The organism is Amycolatopsis circi (assembly GCF_003385235.1).
GTDB lineage: Bacteria > Actinomycetota > Actinomycetes > Mycobacteriales > Pseudonocardiaceae > Amycolatopsis > Amycolatopsis circi.
Window position 1 is genome coordinate 1 of sequence record NZ_PQIA01000177.1, and the last position, 16,055, is coordinate 16,055.

General features: G+C 67.5%; 15 protein-coding genes and 1 pseudogene. 8 read left to right on the plus strand and 8 right to left on the minus strand.

Going from position 1 to position 16,055, the window contains the following annotated elements:
- Positions 1-208 precede the first annotated feature (208 nt).
- Positions 209-661, minus strand: coding sequence for a DUF6918 family protein (locus tag D0D37_RS41935; RefSeq protein ID WP_116206128.1), 453 nt, complete (start codon positions 659-661; stop codon positions 209-211).
- Between the two features lie 139 nt (positions 662-800).
- Positions 801-1,328 (minus strand): DUF2020 domain-containing protein, encoded by a 528-nt coding sequence (locus D0D37_RS41940; protein WP_208720514.1) that lies wholly within the window; start codon positions 1,326-1,328, stop codon positions 801-803.
- A 96-nt stretch (positions 1,329-1,424) separates the two neighbouring features.
- Here D0D37_RS41940 and D0D37_RS41945 point away from each other — a divergent pair, with 96 nt between their 5' ends.
- Together D0D37_RS41945 and D0D37_RS41950 are read left to right on the plus strand one after the other, a co-directional pair.
- Entirely contained in the window at positions 1,425-2,099 is a 675-nt protein-coding gene (locus D0D37_RS41945; protein ID WP_116206140.1) for a hypothetical protein, read from the plus strand.
- 1 nt (position 2,100) lies between these two features.
- Positions 2,101-2,739: a pyridoxine/pyridoxamine 5'-phosphate oxidase gene (locus D0D37_RS41950; protein ID WP_116206129.1), complete on the plus strand. Its 639-nt coding sequence runs from the start codon at positions 2,101-2,103 to the stop codon at positions 2,737-2,739.
- Positions 2,740-2,820: 81 nt separating this feature from the next.
- Here D0D37_RS41950 and D0D37_RS41955 read toward each other — a convergent pair whose 3' ends face one another.
- Positions 2,821-3,708 (minus strand): hypothetical protein, encoded by an 888-nt coding sequence (locus D0D37_RS41955; protein ID WP_162834735.1) that lies wholly within the window; start codon positions 3,706-3,708, stop codon positions 2,821-2,823.
- Between the two features lie 107 nt (positions 3,709-3,815).
- Between D0D37_RS41955 and D0D37_RS41960 the strand changes: the two genes are divergently transcribed.
- The 3 genes from D0D37_RS41960 to D0D37_RS41970 are packed head-to-tail and all read left to right on the plus strand — an operon-like array spanning position 3,816 to position 7,103.
- On the plus strand, positions 3,816-4,259 hold the full coding sequence (locus tag D0D37_RS41960) for a helix-turn-helix transcriptional regulator (protein ID WP_116206141.1): 444 nt from the start codon (positions 3,816-3,818) through the stop codon (positions 4,257-4,259).
- A 10-nt stretch (positions 4,260-4,269) separates the two neighbouring features.
- On the plus strand, positions 4,270-4,680 hold the full coding sequence (locus tag D0D37_RS41965) for a VOC family protein (protein WP_116206131.1): 411 nt from the start codon (positions 4,270-4,272) through the stop codon (positions 4,678-4,680).
- 44 nt (positions 4,681-4,724) lie between these two features.
- Positions 4,725-7,103, plus strand: a complete 2,379-nt coding sequence (locus tag D0D37_RS41970; protein WP_116206132.1) for an ATP-binding cassette domain-containing protein — start codon at positions 4,725-4,727, stop codon at positions 7,101-7,103.
- Here the strand turns inward: D0D37_RS41970 and D0D37_RS41975 are convergent.
- The gene (locus D0D37_RS41975; protein ID WP_116206133.1) at positions 7,100-8,500 is read right to left on the minus strand and encodes an amidase; all 1,401 of its coding nucleotides are present in this window, start codon (positions 8,498-8,500) and stop codon (positions 7,100-7,102) included. The two genes, D0D37_RS41970 and D0D37_RS41975, sit on opposite strands and share 4 nt — an antisense overlap.
- Before the next feature lie 637 nt (positions 8,501-9,137).
- Here D0D37_RS41975 and D0D37_RS47650 point away from each other — a divergent pair.
- Both D0D37_RS47650 and D0D37_RS41985 read left to right on the plus strand, forming a co-directional pair.
- A complete protein-coding gene (locus D0D37_RS47650) occupies positions 9,138-9,407 on the plus strand; it encodes a helix-turn-helix domain-containing protein (protein WP_244223870.1) in 270 nt (89 codons plus the stop codon).
- 21 nt (positions 9,408-9,428) lie between these two features.
- Complete coding sequence (locus D0D37_RS41985; protein ID WP_116206134.1) at positions 9,429-10,628, plus strand: glycosyltransferase 87 family protein; 1,200 nt, start codon at positions 9,429-9,431, stop codon at positions 10,626-10,628.
- On the opposite strand, the gene D0D37_RS41990 is transcribed toward D0D37_RS41985, so the two are convergent.
- Positions 10,610-12,664, minus strand: a complete 2,055-nt coding sequence (locus D0D37_RS41990; protein ID WP_116206135.1) for a HelD family protein — start codon at positions 12,662-12,664, stop codon at positions 10,610-10,612. The two genes, D0D37_RS41985 and D0D37_RS41990, sit on opposite strands and share 19 nt — an antisense overlap.
- Positions 12,665-12,750: 86 nt before the next feature.
- On the opposite strand from D0D37_RS41990, the gene D0D37_RS41995 reads away from it, so the two are divergent.
- Positions 12,751-13,374 carry a TetR/AcrR family transcriptional regulator gene (locus D0D37_RS41995; protein WP_116206136.1) on the plus strand — a complete coding sequence of 208 codons (624 nt, stop codon included), beginning with the start codon at positions 12,751-12,753 and terminating at the stop codon, positions 13,372-13,374.
- 233 nt (positions 13,375-13,607) lie between these two features.
- Here the strand turns inward: D0D37_RS41995 and D0D37_RS42000 are convergent, their stop codons facing one another.
- From D0D37_RS42000 to D0D37_RS42010, 3 genes and pseudogenes are all read right to left on the minus strand, one after another.
- On the minus strand, positions 13,608-14,249 hold the full coding sequence (locus D0D37_RS42000) for a hypothetical protein (RefSeq protein ID WP_162834736.1): 642 nt from the start codon (positions 14,247-14,249) through the stop codon (positions 13,608-13,610).
- A gap of 111 nt (positions 14,250-14,360) precedes the next feature.
- A complete protein-coding gene (locus tag D0D37_RS42005) occupies positions 14,361-15,455 on the minus strand; it encodes an alpha/beta hydrolase family protein (RefSeq protein WP_116206138.1) in 1,095 nt (364 codons plus the stop codon).
- 89 nt (positions 15,456-15,544) lie between these two features.
- Positions 15,545-16,055, minus strand: a pseudogene (locus D0D37_RS42010) (LLM class flavin-dependent oxidoreductase); the annotation flags it as partial.

A 16,055-nucleotide genomic window follows, 5' to 3' on the forward strand; every position in this document is an offset into this window, starting at 1 on the left:
GCCTTGCCGTTGGTCTTCGGCTCCCCCGGCCCCGAAGCCGGCTCCGGAAGCCAAGGACACGAAGGACGCCAAGGACGCCAAGCCGGGCGAGCCGAAGACCAACGGCAAGGCGCCGAGCACTTCGCCTGCGGAGAAGAAGAACTGAACGCGCGAAAAGGGCCCCGGGAGTGCGTCCCGGGGCCCTTTTTCGTGTTGTCGCTCAGTCGGTTCAGACCGCGGCGGCGTGCTTGTCGATCAGCTGGCCGAGACGCGGCAGCGCCTCTTCGACGTTCTTCTTGCCGTTCGGGCGCAGCTTCGAGTAGACCTTCTTGATGCTGTCGCGGCTGCTGCGGTCCGCACGGCTGTCGGTGACCCCGAGCAGCGCGTCCGAAGCCTCGTCCGAGCGGCTGGTCAGGTAGGCGCCGAAGTCGTTGCCGCCCTTGGCGCGGTAGTCGCCGTAGAACGGCTCGAGCGCGCCGGCGAAGTCGTCCAGCAGGCTGTCGACCGCGGACGGGATGATGCCCGGCTTGATCTTCTTGACGGCGGCGAAGCCGGTCTTCACGACCGCGCCCGAGACCCCGCCCTTGTCGGAGACCTCGGCGTCCACGAGCTCTCCGAGGTCGGTGACCACGCTGGGGCGACGGCTCGAGTCGAGCAGGATTTCCTTGAGGGTGTCAGCCACGAATCTGTCCTTGTCGTCAAAAGGGGTAACCAAGTATTCGGTGCCGGACGGGCACCCGTCGCGCGAGTGTTGGGGGAACCGCGCGTGCTGCTTAGAGTAATACAAGATCAACTTCACTCACCCGTGCGGAGCCCGTTACTCAGAGCTTCAGGGCAGCGATAGCCTTTTTCGCCACTGTGCGTGCTTTGATGCTCTGCTTCTGGTTGCTCGTCACGATGACGGCGGCCTCGCCCTTCGCGACGGCGTAGACCACCCCGTCGCCGACCGGCTGGTAGCCGCCCTTCCACCCCGCCGGATCCGAAGCCGGGTTCGACGTGTCGACCGGTGCGGCCTTGTTGACCAGCGCGGTCGCGACGTCGCTCTTGCCCACGTACACGCGCACGGTCAGCTGAAGACTGCCGTCCGGGCGGTAGAAGAAGCACGTCGGATGCGGCTCGTCGTCGGACACGCTCACCTTGGTGACGTGCTGTCCGTTCGCGTCCTGCACCGTCTCGTTCGACAGGTACGGACACTCCGCGGTGCGCGCGGGCTGCGGATCGGGCGGCAGCCCCGCGGAGGCCGACGCGGAACTCGCCGGCGCCGAAGACGGAGTCTCCTTCGCCGGGCTCGACGGAGTGCAGCCGGCGAGCAGGACCAGGGCTGGGGCGAGAACGAGAAGTCGGCGCATGGCGGGCACAGTCAACCATGCCCGGTGAAGTCCGTGCGAAGGCGGCGCGTGCGACGATTGCGGCGGATTCCGCTCAGCCCCGGGGAGGTCGCGGACGTGCTCACGCCCGAGCAGTACCTGCAGGTGGTCGCCGAACGCGTGGTGCGCAGCGGCGGCAGGCTCAACACCGTCCAGATCGGACCGGTTACCGCCGCGGTCGGCCTGTTCACCGAGTCGATCATGTTGTCCACGATGAACTACTGCGTAGTGGCCGGGGCTTATCCGGAGATCGACGCGGCGACGCTGCAGCAGTTCACCGGCATGGCTACCCAGCACGCCCGCGCCAACGTGCAGGGCACGATCGGCTGGACCGCGGCGTCGGTGGTGATCTGCGGGCTCGTCGGGCGCGTGCACCCGGACGCGGCGCAGCTGGCGAGCGCGAAGACGAGCAACCAGTTCGGCGGCGAAACCCGGATGGTCGCGGTGGATCCGCACGCGGGCATGACGTACGCGTTTACCGGCGGGAAGCTTTGGGGCGCGGCGATGCACGGCGCGATCAACGCGAAGCTGACGTTCTGTTTCCCGCAGCCGGGCGAGGCTTTCCAGCAGGTGCAGTGGCAGCAGCAACAGCAGGCGGCCTACGGACAGCCCCCGCAATCGGGTCCCGGCGGTTTCCCCGGGCAGATTCCGCAGGGGCCGATGCCGCAAACCGGGCCCCCGCCCGCCGCGGGTCCGGCCGGGCCGCAGCCGCCGCACTACCCGCCGCCGGGGCAACCGCCGTACGGTCGGTGACATGGTTTCGTTGCGCGGCTGGCAGTCGTTCCCCGAACAGCTCCCGGAATTCGATCCGGACCACGCCCCGGAAACGCCGGAAGAGCTGTTCCTCGCGTGGCTGGCCGAAGCCGGCGAGCACGTGCTGGCCCCGCACGCCGTCACTCTGTCCACTGTGGACGCCGACGGATCGCCGGACGCTCGCGTGGTGATCCTGAAGAACGTCGACGAGGACGGCTGGGCGGTCGCGACCAGTTCGGAAAGCCCGAAGGGCCAGCAGCTGACAGCGAACCCGCGGGCGGCGTTGACGTTCTTCTGGCCCGGCCGCGGACGGCAGGTGCGGGTGCGCGGTTTGGTGGTTCCGGCCGCGGCTGAGGTGTCCGCCGAAGACTTTCTCGCGCGACCGCCTGCCTCGCGGGCCGAGGCGTACGTCGGGCATCAGTCGGAGGTGCTGTCCGACCCGGCAAAGCTAGCCGAAGCCGCCGAGGCGGCCGCGGATTGGGTGGCGGAAAACCCGGATGTGGCACCGGAAACGTGGACGCGCTACCTGATCCAGCCGGAATCGGTGGAGTTCTGGCAGGCCTCGCACGACCGGCGGCACGTCCGGATCCGCTATCGCCGCGAACCCGCAGGCTGGGTCCGCGAACGCCTCTGGCCCTAGCCGCACCGCAGAGGTCCGTGAGGGGAACCCTGAGGGACTCTGATTCCCTCAGGGTTCCCCTCACGGACTTTATTGGGGTGCTCAGCCGAGCCTGCAGTTGGCGCGCAGCTTGGAAATCGCGCCGACGGTGGCGTAGCCGCGCCATTCCAGGGCAGCCATCGGGGAGAAGCTGGCGAAGTCGACCTTCCAGCCGCCGTCGGGCTGCTGGCCCTGTTCCAGCCGGGTCAGGTCCGCTTCGACGGCTTCCGGGGCGAACAGCCGCCGGGACGGGCCGGGCACCGGGCTGAAGTCCAGCGGACGCAGCACCTCGCCCTCGGAGCCGCCCTGCACCGGGACGATTCCGCTCTCCGGCAGGAACTTCCCCAGCTTCGTCAGGAGTTCGTCGGCTTCCGGATACCGGTCGTAACAGGCATCGAGCAGGTGGATCGCGAAGCTCAGCTCGATGACGTGCGGCATCTCGTCGAGGTCCCGGATCGCCCGCAGGCACGTCTCGGTCGCCCGCACGAGCCACGGATGCGCCGCGACCGCCTCGTCGTGTTCGGCGACCCGCCACGCCGCGGACGTGACGAACGCGGTGCTCTGCAACGAGAACGCCGTCGGGTCGGCTCCGGTCCAAAAGGGAGCGCACGCGGTCGGGTCGGCGACCGGGAACGCGAACGGCAGCCCGCCGTCGGCGAACGACACCGATTCCAGCCAGTCGCACAACTGGACCGCGTGCGGCGTGGTCACCGGCGCGATGTCGGCGAACATCTCGAACGCGTGCAGCGCGCCGCCCGGCTGGCTTTCCGGCGCGCGCAGGTCCGGCTCCAGGCCCCAGCCGTAGCCGCCGTCCGGATTCCGGTAGGCCGCGACCGCCGCGAGCACCTCTTCGGCTCGTCCATTTCCTTCCAGCAGCTCGAACCGCCGCTGGTCCAGCAACCGGCCGTGCCCGGCGAGGAACGGGGTGACGGCCTCCAATTTCACAGTCACCCGGACACCGTCGCACGAGCCCGGCGCGAGGGTCTTGAACGAATCGGCCACCAGCCCGAAAGAGCGGATTGCTGGGGCTCGAGCGATCGTCGTGGCACGATTCGGAAGTGACCAGCAAACCGGACGACGCGCAGCGATTGGCCGATCTCGCACGGTTGCGCCGGGTGCGCGACCGGATCGACCGCGAGTACGCGCGTCCCCTGGACGTCGAGGCGCTCGCGCGGAGCATCAACGTGTCCGCCGGGCACCTCAGCCGGCAATTCCGCGCCGCTTACGGAGAGTCGCCGTACTCGTATCTGATGACCCGTCGCATCGAGCGCGCCATGGCGTTGCTGCGCCGAGGCGACCTGAGCGTCACCGAGGTGTGTTTCGAGGTCGGGTTTTCGTCGCTGGGGACGTTCAGTACTCGGTTCACTGAGCTGGTCGGAAAGCCGCCAAGCGTTTACCGCCAGGAGGAGACCGGAGCGACCGAGGGCATGGCTCCCTGCGTAGCGAAACAGGTCACGCGACCGATCAGGAATCGAGAAGCACCCCGTTCAACGCGCACATAGTGTTACCGACATGGAGATGACCATTCACGCGAGCTTCCTCCCGCACACCGATCCGGAAGCGACGCTGACCTTCTATCGCGACGTCCTCGGCTTCGAGGTGCGCAACAACGTCAAGTACGGCGACATGGCCTGGATTACCGTCGGCCCGCCCGGACAGCCGGACACCTCGGTCGTGCTGCAGCCGGTCGCCGCGTTCCCCGGCCTCACCGACGACGAGCGCCGGATGATCGCCGACATGATGGCCAAAGGCACCTACGCCGCGCTGAACCTGGCCACCAAGGACGTCGACGCGACCTTCAACCGGCTGCAGGCCAGCGACGCCGAGGTCGTGCAGGAGCCGACCGACCAGCCCTACGGCATCCGCGACTGCTCCTTCCGCGACCCGGCCGGGAACCTGATCCGCATCCAGCAAGCGAGCTGAAGAAGTCCGAGCCGGACCTCTGGGGAAAGAAACAGGGAGAGACGATGACGAAGGCCAAGGGGAAACCCGCGCCGGAGCACGCCGCAGACAGCCATGACCTGATCCGCGTGCAGGGCGCCCGAGTGAACAACCTCAAGGACGTCAGCGTCGAACTCCCGAAGCGCCGGTTGACGGTGTTCACCGGAGTGTCCGGCTCGGGCAAAAGCTCGCTGGTGTTCAGCACGATCGCGGCGGAATCGCAGCGGCTGATCAACGAGACCTACAGCAGTTTCGTGCAAGGCTTCATGCCGACGCTGGCCCGGCCCGAGGTCGACGTGCTCGACGGGCTGACCACCGCGATCATCGTCGACCAGCAGCGGATGGGGGCCGATCCGCGCTCGACGGTCGGCACCGCCACCGACGCCAACGCGATGCTGCGAATCCTGTTCAGCAGGCTCGGCACGCCGCACATCGGGTCATCGCAGGCGTTCTCGTTCAATGTCGCGTCGGTCAGCGGCGCGGGCGCGGTCACCGTGCGACGCGCCGGGAAGGAGATCAAGGAGCGGCGCAGCTTCAGCGTCACCGGCGGCATGTGCCCGCGCTGCGAAGGCCGCGGTTCGATCAACGACATCGACCTCGCCCAGCTGTACGACGACACGAAGTCGCTCGACGACGGCGCGCTCACCATCCCCGGGTACACCCCCGGCGGCTGGAACTACCGGCTCTACACCGGCTCCGGACTGATCGACCCGAGCAAGCCGATCCGCAAGTACACGAAGCGCGAGCTGCAGGACTTCCTGTACAAGGAACCGACGCGGATGAAGATCGAAGGCATCAACATGACCTACGAGGGTCTGGTGCTGAGGATTCAGAAGTCGTATCTGTCCAAGGACGTCGAGGCGATGCAGCCGCACATCCGCGCGTTCGTGGACCGGGCGGTCACCTTCGCGACGTGCCCGGAATGCGACGGGACACGGATGAGCGAGCTGGCGCGCTCGTCCAAGATCGACGGCATGAGCATCGCCGACGTGTGCGCGATGCAGATCAGCGACCTCGCCGACTGGGTCGGGAAGCTGTCCGAACCGTCGGTCGCGCCGTTGCTGAAGTCGCTGCACGAGACGCTCGAATCGTTCGTGGAGATCGGGCTCGGCTACCTGTCGCTCGACCGGCCCGCGGGCACGCTGTCCGGCGGCGAGGCGCAGCGGGTGAAGATGGTCCGGCATCTCGGATCGTCGCTCACCGACGTCACGTATGTCTTCGACGAGCCCACCATCGGCCTGCACCCGCACGACATCCAGCGGATGAACGATCTGCTGCTCCGGTTGCGGGACAAGGGAAACACCGTCCTCGTGGTCGAGCACAAGCCGGAGGCGATCGCGATCGCCGACCACGTCGTAGACCTCGGGCCGGGCGCGGGCACGAACGGCGGCACGGTGTGTTTCGAGGGCACTGTGGACGGTCTGCGCGCGAGCAAGACGTTGACCGGCAAGCATTTGGATGACCGCGCCTCGCTCAAGCCGTCGGTTCGGGAGCGCACGGGCGTGCTGGAGATCCGCGGCGCGAACACGCACAACCTGCAGGACGTCGACGTCGACATCCCGCTCGGCGTGCTGTGCGTGATCACCGGGGTCGCCGGATCGGGTAAAAGCTCGCTGATCCACGGGTCCATCCGGGAATCCGATGACGTGGTGTCGGTGGACCAGGCCCCGATCCGCGGTTCGCGGCGGAGCAACCCGGCGACCTACACCGGGCTGCTCGAACCGATCCGCAAGGCCTTCGCCAAGGCCAACAACGTGAAGCCCGCGCTGTTCAGCGCCAACTCCGAGGGCGCGTGCCCGAACTGCAACGGCAACGGCGTCATCTACACCGACCTCGGCATGATGGCCGGGGTGGCCACCACCTGCGAGGTCTGCGAGGGCAAGCGCTTCGACGCCTCGGTGCTGGAGTACCACTTCGGCGGACGGGACATCAGCGAGGTGCTCGCGATGTCGGTCGCGCAGGCCACCGCTTTCTTCGCCGCGGGCGACGCGAAAACCCCGGCCGCGCACCGGATTCTCGAGCGGATGGAGCAGGTCGGGCTCGGCTATCTGACCCTCGGCCAGCCGCTGACCACGCTGTCCGGCGGCGAGCGGCAGCGGCTGAAGCTGGCGACGCACATGGGGTCCAACGGCGGCGTGTACATCCTCGACGAGCCGACCACCGGCCTGCACCTCGCCGACGTGGAACAGTTGCTCGGGCTGCTGGACCACCTGGTCGAATCGGGCAAGTCGGTGATCGTCATCGAGCACCACCAGGCCGTGATGGCGCACGCCGACTGGATCATCGACCTCGGCCCCGGCGCCGGACACGACGGCGGCCAGGTGGTCTTCGAGGGGACGCCCGCCGAGTTGGTCAAGAAGAAGCGGACGCTGACCGGGAAGCACCTGGCCGCCTACGTCGGCTAGCTCGACGGCGGCCGCCGGTCCGTCCAGGGGAGCGCCTGCTCCAGGGTGCGGGAGACCTGCAGCAACAGGTCTTCCCGCCAGGGCGCGGCGACCAGCTGGACGCCGACCGGCAGGCCGCTGGCCTCGTCGTGGTGCAGCGGCAGGGAGATCGCCGGCTGGCCGGTCACGTTGAACAGCGACGTGAAGACGCCCATCGGGTACGCGGCCACCACCGGGTTTCCGCTCGCTCGCCACGCGCCGACCTTGGGCGGGAGACACGCCATGGTCGGGGTGACCAGCAGGTCGAAGCTGTCGACGAAGGACTCGACAATGCGTCGCGACAGCACCTGGGTCTTGTGCACGCTCTCCGCGTAAGTCCAGGAATCGACCGACTTCGCGGCGTCGCGCTGTGCCCGGTTGTGCGGTTCGACGCGGTCTGGGTCGACCAGCGGCATGCCTGCGCTGGCGACATTCCAGACCTTCATGAACGTCGAGATCAGCTCCTCGGACGTCGGCAGCGGAAGCGGTTTGTCGACGATCTGGTGTCCGGCTTGTTCGAGCGCGCGGAGGGTTTTGTCGACCGCGGTCAGGCAGGCCGGGTCGACGGTGATGCCGTCGATGAGCGAGGTGGTGAGGACGCCGATCCGCAGGCCGGTCGGTGATTCTTTAGTCAGCGCTTTCGCGAGCGACCGTGTGGGCGTCGGTTGCGACCACCACGCGCCAGGGTCGTGCCGCGCGATGACATCCAGCACCGCAGCCGTGTCGGCCAGCGTCCGGCTGACGACGCCGCTGGTCGCGAAGCCCTCGACCTCCACCACGGCGTTCGTGACCAGGCCACGGGTCGGTTTCAGCCCGACGAGACCGGTGCACGACGCCGGGATCCGGATCGAGCCGCCGCCGTCCTCCGCGTGCGCGACCGGAGCCATTCCGGCGATGACGGAGATCCCGGCGCCGCTGGACGAACCGCCGGGCGTGCGGTCCGGGTCCCACGGATTGCGGGAGATGCCCTGCGCCTCGCTTTCGGTGAATGGCACCGCGCCGAATTCCGACGTCGTGGTCTTGCCGAGAGGCAGGAAACCCGCGTCGGTGAACCGCTGCACGAGCGGATCCGACTTTGGCTGCGGAGACCGGTCGGTGGCCAGCGAGCCGTAGGTGGTCGGCCAGCCTTTGACGTTGGCGAGGTCCTTGATCGGCAGCGGAACGCCGTGGAACGGCGGCAGTTCCTCCGGCGAGCACCGGACCACGGCGTCGGCGGCGGCTCTCGCAGCGGCGCGCACCTCGTCGTCGGCGCGGAAGCAGAAGGCGTTGAACTTCGAGTCCAGCGCGGCGATGCGGTCGAGGTAACAATCGGCGACCTCGACCGGGCTCACCTCCTTCGCGCGGATGGCGGCGGCGAGTTCTACTGCGGAATTGATCATCACGGATCCCCTTTCCGGTACCCGTTCAGCCTGGTCGGGGCGGTGGCGGCCGGTCTTGGAGAAATGTCGCGCGGCTGGATTTCTCCTACGATGGCGGCATGCGACCAGCCGAGTGGGCTCGCGACGGAGCAGCGGTGTGGGGCATCGCTGTGCCGTCCCGGCCGAGTCGGCTGCCGGGTGTCCAGATGGCCGGGTTTGTCGGCGACACCGTCGACCTCGTCGACCTGACAGTGGTCCCGTATCCGGCGGTCACGCTGTTTCTGAACCTCCGAGAAAGACTGCTCGTCAACGACGTCGCGCGCGGCAGTGTCGTCGCCGGGCTCGCGCCGCAAGGGATGCGGGTGCGCGGGCAGGACATCGAATGCATGCAGATCCGGCTGTCGCCCGAGGTCGCGCACGCGGTGCTCGGGACGGAGCTGAGCGAGGTCGTGTCCCTAGAGGACGTCTGGCCTACTGACCTGCCCGACCGGCTGCGCGCGCTCAACTCGTGGAAAGACCGATTTGCCCTGGTAGAAGCCTCATTGGCGCGACGGTACGAGGTCGGACGGACAGTGGACCCGGAAGTCGCCTTCGCCTGGCAGCAGCTGGACGCGCGCCACGGTCAGGTGCGGATCGAGCAGTTGGCCGACGAGACCGGATGGAGCCGAAAACGGCTGTGGTCCGGGGCCAGCTCGGGCTCAGCCCGAAACGTGCCGCGCAACTGGTCCGATTCGACCACGCGGTGCACCGGCTCGCCGCTGGCGAAAGCCCGGCGGCGGTGGCGGCCGACAGCGGATACGTCGACCAGTCGCACCTGCACCACGAGGTCAAAGCCTTCGCCGGGGTCACGCCCGCGGCCGCCGCGAACGCACCGTGGCTCGCGGTCGACGAAGTCGCCTGGTCTCGCCCCCACTGCGCGAACGGGTGATCGCACCGGCATGATCGCGGAGTGACTTCCCTCCGGCCCCCCGCTGTCGCGTTGCGCCGGTGGCTAGACGACGCCAGTACCCGTCGACGGACGGTGTTCGCGCTGGTCCTCGCCTCGGTGGCGGTGGCAGTGACAATTCTGTGGCTCGTCTGCACGATGTGGCCGCTCGACCTGGAGATCTACCGGTCCGGCGCGCGAGCGCTGGCCCAGGGCGAGGACGTCTACGGCCCGCTGCCGCCGACCCGCGCCGGGCTGATCCTGCCGTTCATCTACCCACCGTTCGCGGCCGTCGTGTTCCTGGTGTTCGCCGCGATGCCGTTGCCGCTGGGTGCGATGTTGATGCTCGCCGTCTCGCTGGCGTCGCTCTGCGGGACGGTCTACGTCGTGGTCCGGCCGCATGCCCGGCGGCGGACCACGTTGCTGGCCGCGCTGCTGATCGGCGCCGGGTCGCTGGCCTTCGAGCCGGTCCGCGAAACGATGTGGTTCGGGCAAATCAACCTGCTGCTGATGGCGCTCGTGGTGCTCGACTGCCTCGGCCCGCGGACCCGGCTGCCCCGCGGCGTGCTGCTGGGCCTCGCCGCCGCCATGAAGATCACGCCGGCCGGGTTTCTGCTGTTCTTCCTGCTGAAAAAGGACTTTCGCGCGGCCGTGACCACGGTGGTCACCTTCGTGCTCGCTGGCGTGGCCGGGTTCCTGATCGCGCCGGAAGCGTCGACGAAGTACTGGTTCGGCGGCGGGCTGACCGGCGCGTCCGGGATGAGCGGTTCGATTTTCGCGACAAACCAGACCATTCAGGGCGCGGTGCACCGGTTCGGGCTTCCGGACACCCCGACGCTGATCCTGATCGCGGTGCTGACCTTGGCCGCGCTCGCACTGACCGTGCCCGCGATGCTGCGCGCCGACCCGCCGATGGCGTTCCTGCTCAACGCGGCGGCGATTCTGGTGTGTTCTCCGATTTCGTGGTCGCACCACTGGGTGTGGATCGTTCCCGCGATCGTGGTGTTCGCCGCTCGTGCGCACACCCGGATCGCGGTCGCCGGTTTGGCTGCCGTGGCGGCGATTTTCGTGATCGCACCGCATTCCTGGCTGCCGAAGAACGGTTACCTGGAGCTGTCCTGGGGACCGGTGGAGCACGTGGTTGGGAACAGCTATTTGCTGCTGGCTCTGGGTTTTCTCGGCTGGCAGTTCTACTCGACGCGCCGTCAGACCGCCGCGGTCTGAGCCACCAACGGCTCCGGAAGCTGGTCCGCGTGGAGCACGTGTAGCGTGCTGACCGCTCGGGTGAGCGCGACGTACAACCGTTGCAGCCCACGCTCTTCCGCCGCCACGATGCGCGCCGGTTCGACCACCAGGACCGTGTCGTACTCGAGCCCCTTGGCCAAACTCACTGGCACCAACGTGATCCGCGCTGTTCCCTCGGCGCCCAACACCGCGTGGTCCAGTCCGCGCTCGGCGAGAGCCCGGCTTAACTCCGGGACATCCGCGTCCGCCGCCAACAGTCCGATCGACCCCTCCTGCACCAGCGCTTTCGCACAAGTGTCGACCGCGGCGGCAACTGTCTCGTCCGTTTCGGTCAGGTGCAAGGCATCGGGGGAATGCCGGAACGACGTGGGACTGCGCAGCTCCGGCGCGATGTGCGGAAGCAGCCGAGCCGCGAAGTCGAGCACATCCGCCGGAACGCGGTAGCCGTGCGTGAGTTCCTCGATCCGCCCGCCGGGCCGGTCGAGATGGGTCAGCACGGTCGTCCACTCGCGGACCGCGGACGGACTGGTCGCCTGGGCAACATCGCCGAGAACCGTGCACGCACCAGCCAGCCTGCGCGCGATCGCCCGCAGATGCATCGGACTCAGATCCTGCGCCTCGTCCACCACGACATGCCCGAGCTTCGCCGGACGCTCGACCAGCGCCGCGGCCTCGTCCAGCAACGCCAGATCAAGCGTTGACCAGGCCATCGCCTTACGACTGCGCGGCCGCGGCCGGATCAGCGCTTCCTGCTCCTCGGCGGTGAGGATTCCTTCAGCCGCTTCAGCAAGACTCGTTCGGTCCGTAAGCAGGTCATAGACCACCCGCGCAGGCTCAACCGCAGGCCACATGTCGCGGACCGCCTTGTTGATCGCGGCATTGCGACGGAGCTGATGCAGCGTCGCGCTCGTCCCGCCGGACCGCTCCATCTCGCGCAGGACCCGATGCGCGAGCCGCTGCGCCAGCAATTCGCGCCCCGCGCTGTAATCCGAGCCGCGACTGAGGATTTCTTTGAGTTCCTCGGCGATGTCCTCGGGATACAGCCGCCAGGTCCGATGCTGATACTTGACTTCGAGCGTCCGATCGACCGGCTGGATCCGCGCCCACAGATGCCTCCGCACGACCTCCGCCATCCGGACGTCACCCTTGATCCGCGCCGTCCGCGCATCGTCGAGGTGCTCGGCCGGTTGTCCTGCGCCAGTCAATTCGTCAATCGTGGCCTGGGAAACCGCCACCTCACCAAGCGCTGGAAGCACGCCCGCGATGTAAGCGAGAAACGACCGGTTCGGCCCGATCACCGCGACCCCGCCGGCCTTCTGCAGCCGCACCCGCTCGGTGTAGAGCAGGTACGCCAGCCGATGCAGACCAACCGCAGTTTTGCCAGTCCCCGGCGCGCCCTGGATGCAGAGCGTCCGATCGACCGGCGCACGAACGAGCCGCATCTGGTCCGGCTGAATCGTGGCGACGATGTCCCGCATCGGCCCCTGCCGCGGCCGCTCGATCTCCGCGGTGAGCAGCTGGTTCGCCGAAGCCCCGGGCCGGTCGAGCGGCTCGTCCTCGAACGCGCTGAGCACTCCGGCTTGGTCGAAGCCGTACCGCCGCCGGACCCGCACCCCCATCGGATCGTCGTGATCTGCTTCGTAAAACGCCCTGGCGAGCGGTGCCCGCCAATCGATCACCAGAGGTTCGCCGTCGTCGTCACGGATTCCTCTGCGCCCGAGGTAAACCAGGTCATGCTCCGGCGACCGAGTATGTGACCCTCGCGCGGCCTCGTAGACCTCGCCGGGCGGATAGTCGAGGCGGCCGAAGAAGAGCGGCGCGTCGTCAATATCCGCTAGCTCCTCGGCGATCTCGATGCGAAACTGCCTGAGGACGTGATTGAAGTACTTGTCGTCGACCGCGTCGCCCTCGCCCGATCCCGTCGCGATGGCGGCCTTGATCTCCTCCCGCATGCGGTCCAGTTCTGCGTGACAGGCCTGGAGATACTCGCGCTCGGCCCGGATCTCTGGTTCCACTCCCCGCCCCCTGTTTCTTGACTAAGTTAAATATACAACTCAGTCAAGTTTTTATCCGGGTTCGAGTTCCAGCTAGGCTGACGCTCGTGTCAGGACTGCGCGAGCGCAAACGCCGCCGCACGAGGGAAACGATCGCCTCGGCGGCTCTTCGCCTGTTCCGGGAGTCGGGCTTCGACGGGGTCTCGGTCGCCGACATCGCCGCCGAAGCCGAGATCTCGAAGCCGACGCTGTTCGCGTACTTCCCGACGAAGGAAGACCTGGTCATCCACAAGTTCGCCGACGACAACGGCCCCGCGGAAATCGTCCGCGCCCGGCCGGACGGAGTGTCGGCCCTGTCCGCGCTGGAACGGTCCTTCCTGGACCGCCTGGCCGAACGCGACCCGCTGACCGGCCTGAACGATTCTCCGGACGCGATCACGTGCCACACGCTGCTGTACTCGACGCCGGCGCTGCTAGCTCGGCTTGCCACCTACCTGCTCGAGAAGGAGCAGGAACTGGTGGAGGAACTGCGGGCTTCGTGCGGTGTCGAGGACGAGTTCACCGCTCGACTGGTGGCCGCGCAGATCTTCGGGGCGCAGCGGATCTTGGGGTTTCACAACGCCCGGGAGATCCGCGCTGGTCGGAGCGCCGATGAGACGTACCCAGACGCGGTAGCGCGGGTGGAGGCGGCTTATCGGATGTTGCGAGAGGGGCTGTCTTCAGTTCTGTGACTGTGGCTCAGTCCACGGAACCGTCGCCGCCCTGGGCGTGCACTCGCACGACTCGATTCCGCACCTTCGTCAAGCACAAGATGCCCTGCTACCAGGAGATCTGCCTGCTCGAACCGGACTTCCGCCGACGCGGACGTGCGGCCAGGGCGGCCATCTTCGCCTCGAATACCCGCCGCGCGAAAAGGGCCAGGCCCCGCAAGGCCCGGCCCTACTTCCAGCGCTGGGTCAGCAGCTTAGTTCTGGTCCGGGTTGTCGATCGGCGCGCCGTTGTACCCAGTCCCCTGGTCCTGTGCGTTCGGCGGGTCAACCGGGACGCCGTGGTAGCCGGTGCCCTGGTCCTGCGAGGCGGGCGGGTCGATCGGAACCCCGTGGTAGCCAGTGCCCTGCTCCTGCGGGTCCGAGGTGTTCTCGTCCTTGGGCGGGGTGGTGTGCATCTTGAGACCGTCCTTCTCGCAACGGATCTCGTGCGTGCCCTCCGCACCGGTGTCGGTCAGGCACTGCCAGCCCTGGACAGTCAGCATGTAGTTGGATCCGACGGCTTTGTCGATATCGTCGAAGTATTCGGTAATAACGTTGAACGCTTCAGTGCATCCGACAGTACCGGCCTTGGTCGCATCCGCGATCAAAGAAACCTTGCGCGGTCCGACAGTTCCACCGTGCGTACTGCAATTAACGTCCTCCGAGCTGGCCCCGCCACCGCCGCTGCCGCCCTTTTTCACCGGCGTCTTCGGCTGCTCCACCTGGGCTTTCGCCGCCACGTTGGCCGGGGCGGATTGGTTGCTCGCCGGAGCTGCCGAATTTTGGCCAGAGCAAGCGGAAAGCAGCGCGACCGCGCCGAGAGCCGCTCCGACGGTGGCCAATTTGACAGTCTTCATGAGCATTTCAATTCTCCCCTGACCAGCTCTTGGCTTTCCCTTTGCCTATAGAGACGCACACCGCCGGAGGGGGTTGCCAAGAAATTCCGCCGGACTTCCCAGCAGAGAGTCTCAGCCCCAAAAGCGCACTTCAGGAAACCGCGGCGACGGCCCGTCCAGCAGTCGCTGGTGCCACCCCCGCAGGTGTTCGTCGAGGAACGCGGTCAGGTACGCCTCGCCGACCCGGATCCCCCGCAACGGATCGATCTCCACCCCCGGCAACTTCGCCCCGGCCTGTTGGAAAAGCAGCAGTTCATCGGTGAACATGCTGTGGTCGCCACCGTCGACGGTGATCCACCGCTTCCACCCGGCCATCTCGCGCCACGCCGCGTCCCACGACGGATCGACCGTCCCGCCCGGCTGATGCACCGGAGCCCCGAACTGCAGAAACGGCCGATCCAGCCCGGCCACCGGGAAGTAGTACATGCCGTCCAGCATCGCTCCGGCGCGGATTCGCCGGTCGGCCAGCATCGCCGGCGCCGTGCTGGCACCACCGATCGAATGCCCGATCATCGCGATCCGCCGCGCGTCGATCAGCTGTCCGCCGCCCCACGCCGGATGCGGTCCGACAAACCGATCGAGCACGAACGACACGTCCTGCGCCCGAGTTGTGACGAGCTTTTTCCAGTCCTTGATGCCACATGCCACGCATTGCGTCGTGTGCCCGTCCGGGAAGGTGGTCGCGATCGCCTCGTAGTTGTGTCCGATCCCCGCCACGACATACCCGCGACTGGCCAGCTCCTCCGCCAGCGACGACAACGTCGCGCGCGGCAACGTGAACCCAGGCGAGAGCACCACCAACGGCATCCGCCGATACTGCGGCAGTGCGTCCACAGTGGAATGAATCCGCACCTTCGTCAACAGATCCTTGGGCAGTGACTTATCGCCCGTCTCCTCCACCATCAGCTCCGATTCCCGCTGCGTGAGGTACTGCGTCGCCCGCCATCCCGGATACTGCGCCGGGTACCACAGCGTGACCATCATTTCCCGCCGCTGCGAAGGAACCCACGGATCCGCGCGGGAAGTGTCGGTGAAGTGAAAGCTGGCAGTCCCGACCGGACTGATCCCGCCAGGCCGCGGCAACGCCAATCTCGGCTCCGCCTGCGCGGTGCCCGCCCCGACGACGACAAGCATCGCCGCGATGATCGCTATTACGCGTAGTCTCATAACTTCAGCTTGGAGCCGCCCGGCACCGCGAACATCGGTGATGTCCCGGATGAGGCCCCGATGTCGAAGTCATCTTCCTGGACGATGCTTCAGCCGACGACGTCCGCCAGCCGAGCGACCTCGTCCACGTCGTCAGTCACCGGCATGAAGATCAACTCGTCCACACCCAGCTCGGCGAAATCCGCGATGGACTTCTTCACCATCTCCGGAGACGCACAGGGTACGACGCTGTCCGCAACTTCCTTCGGAGCCAACCGATAGAAGTCCCGCACATTCGCCAGCCCAGCGTCGACATCGCCCAAAACGAAGTAGGCCAACGAAACCAGCCGCGGCGCTCCCGCCCGACCACCGTCACGCCAAGCACGTTTCGCCGCTTCGAACCGAGGCGCGCTGGCCGCCACCGACCCCGAACCGGCGATGTAGCCCGTGCCCCACCGCACCATGCGCTGCAACGCCTGTTCGGTATATCCCCCAAACAACATCGGCACCTGCCGAGCCCCACGGGGCACCGCCGCGTTCTCCCCGACCGGCTTGCCACCCCACACTTCGCGGTAAATCTCCAGGTCAGCATCGAACCGCGCACCCCGGCTGCGTCCCCCC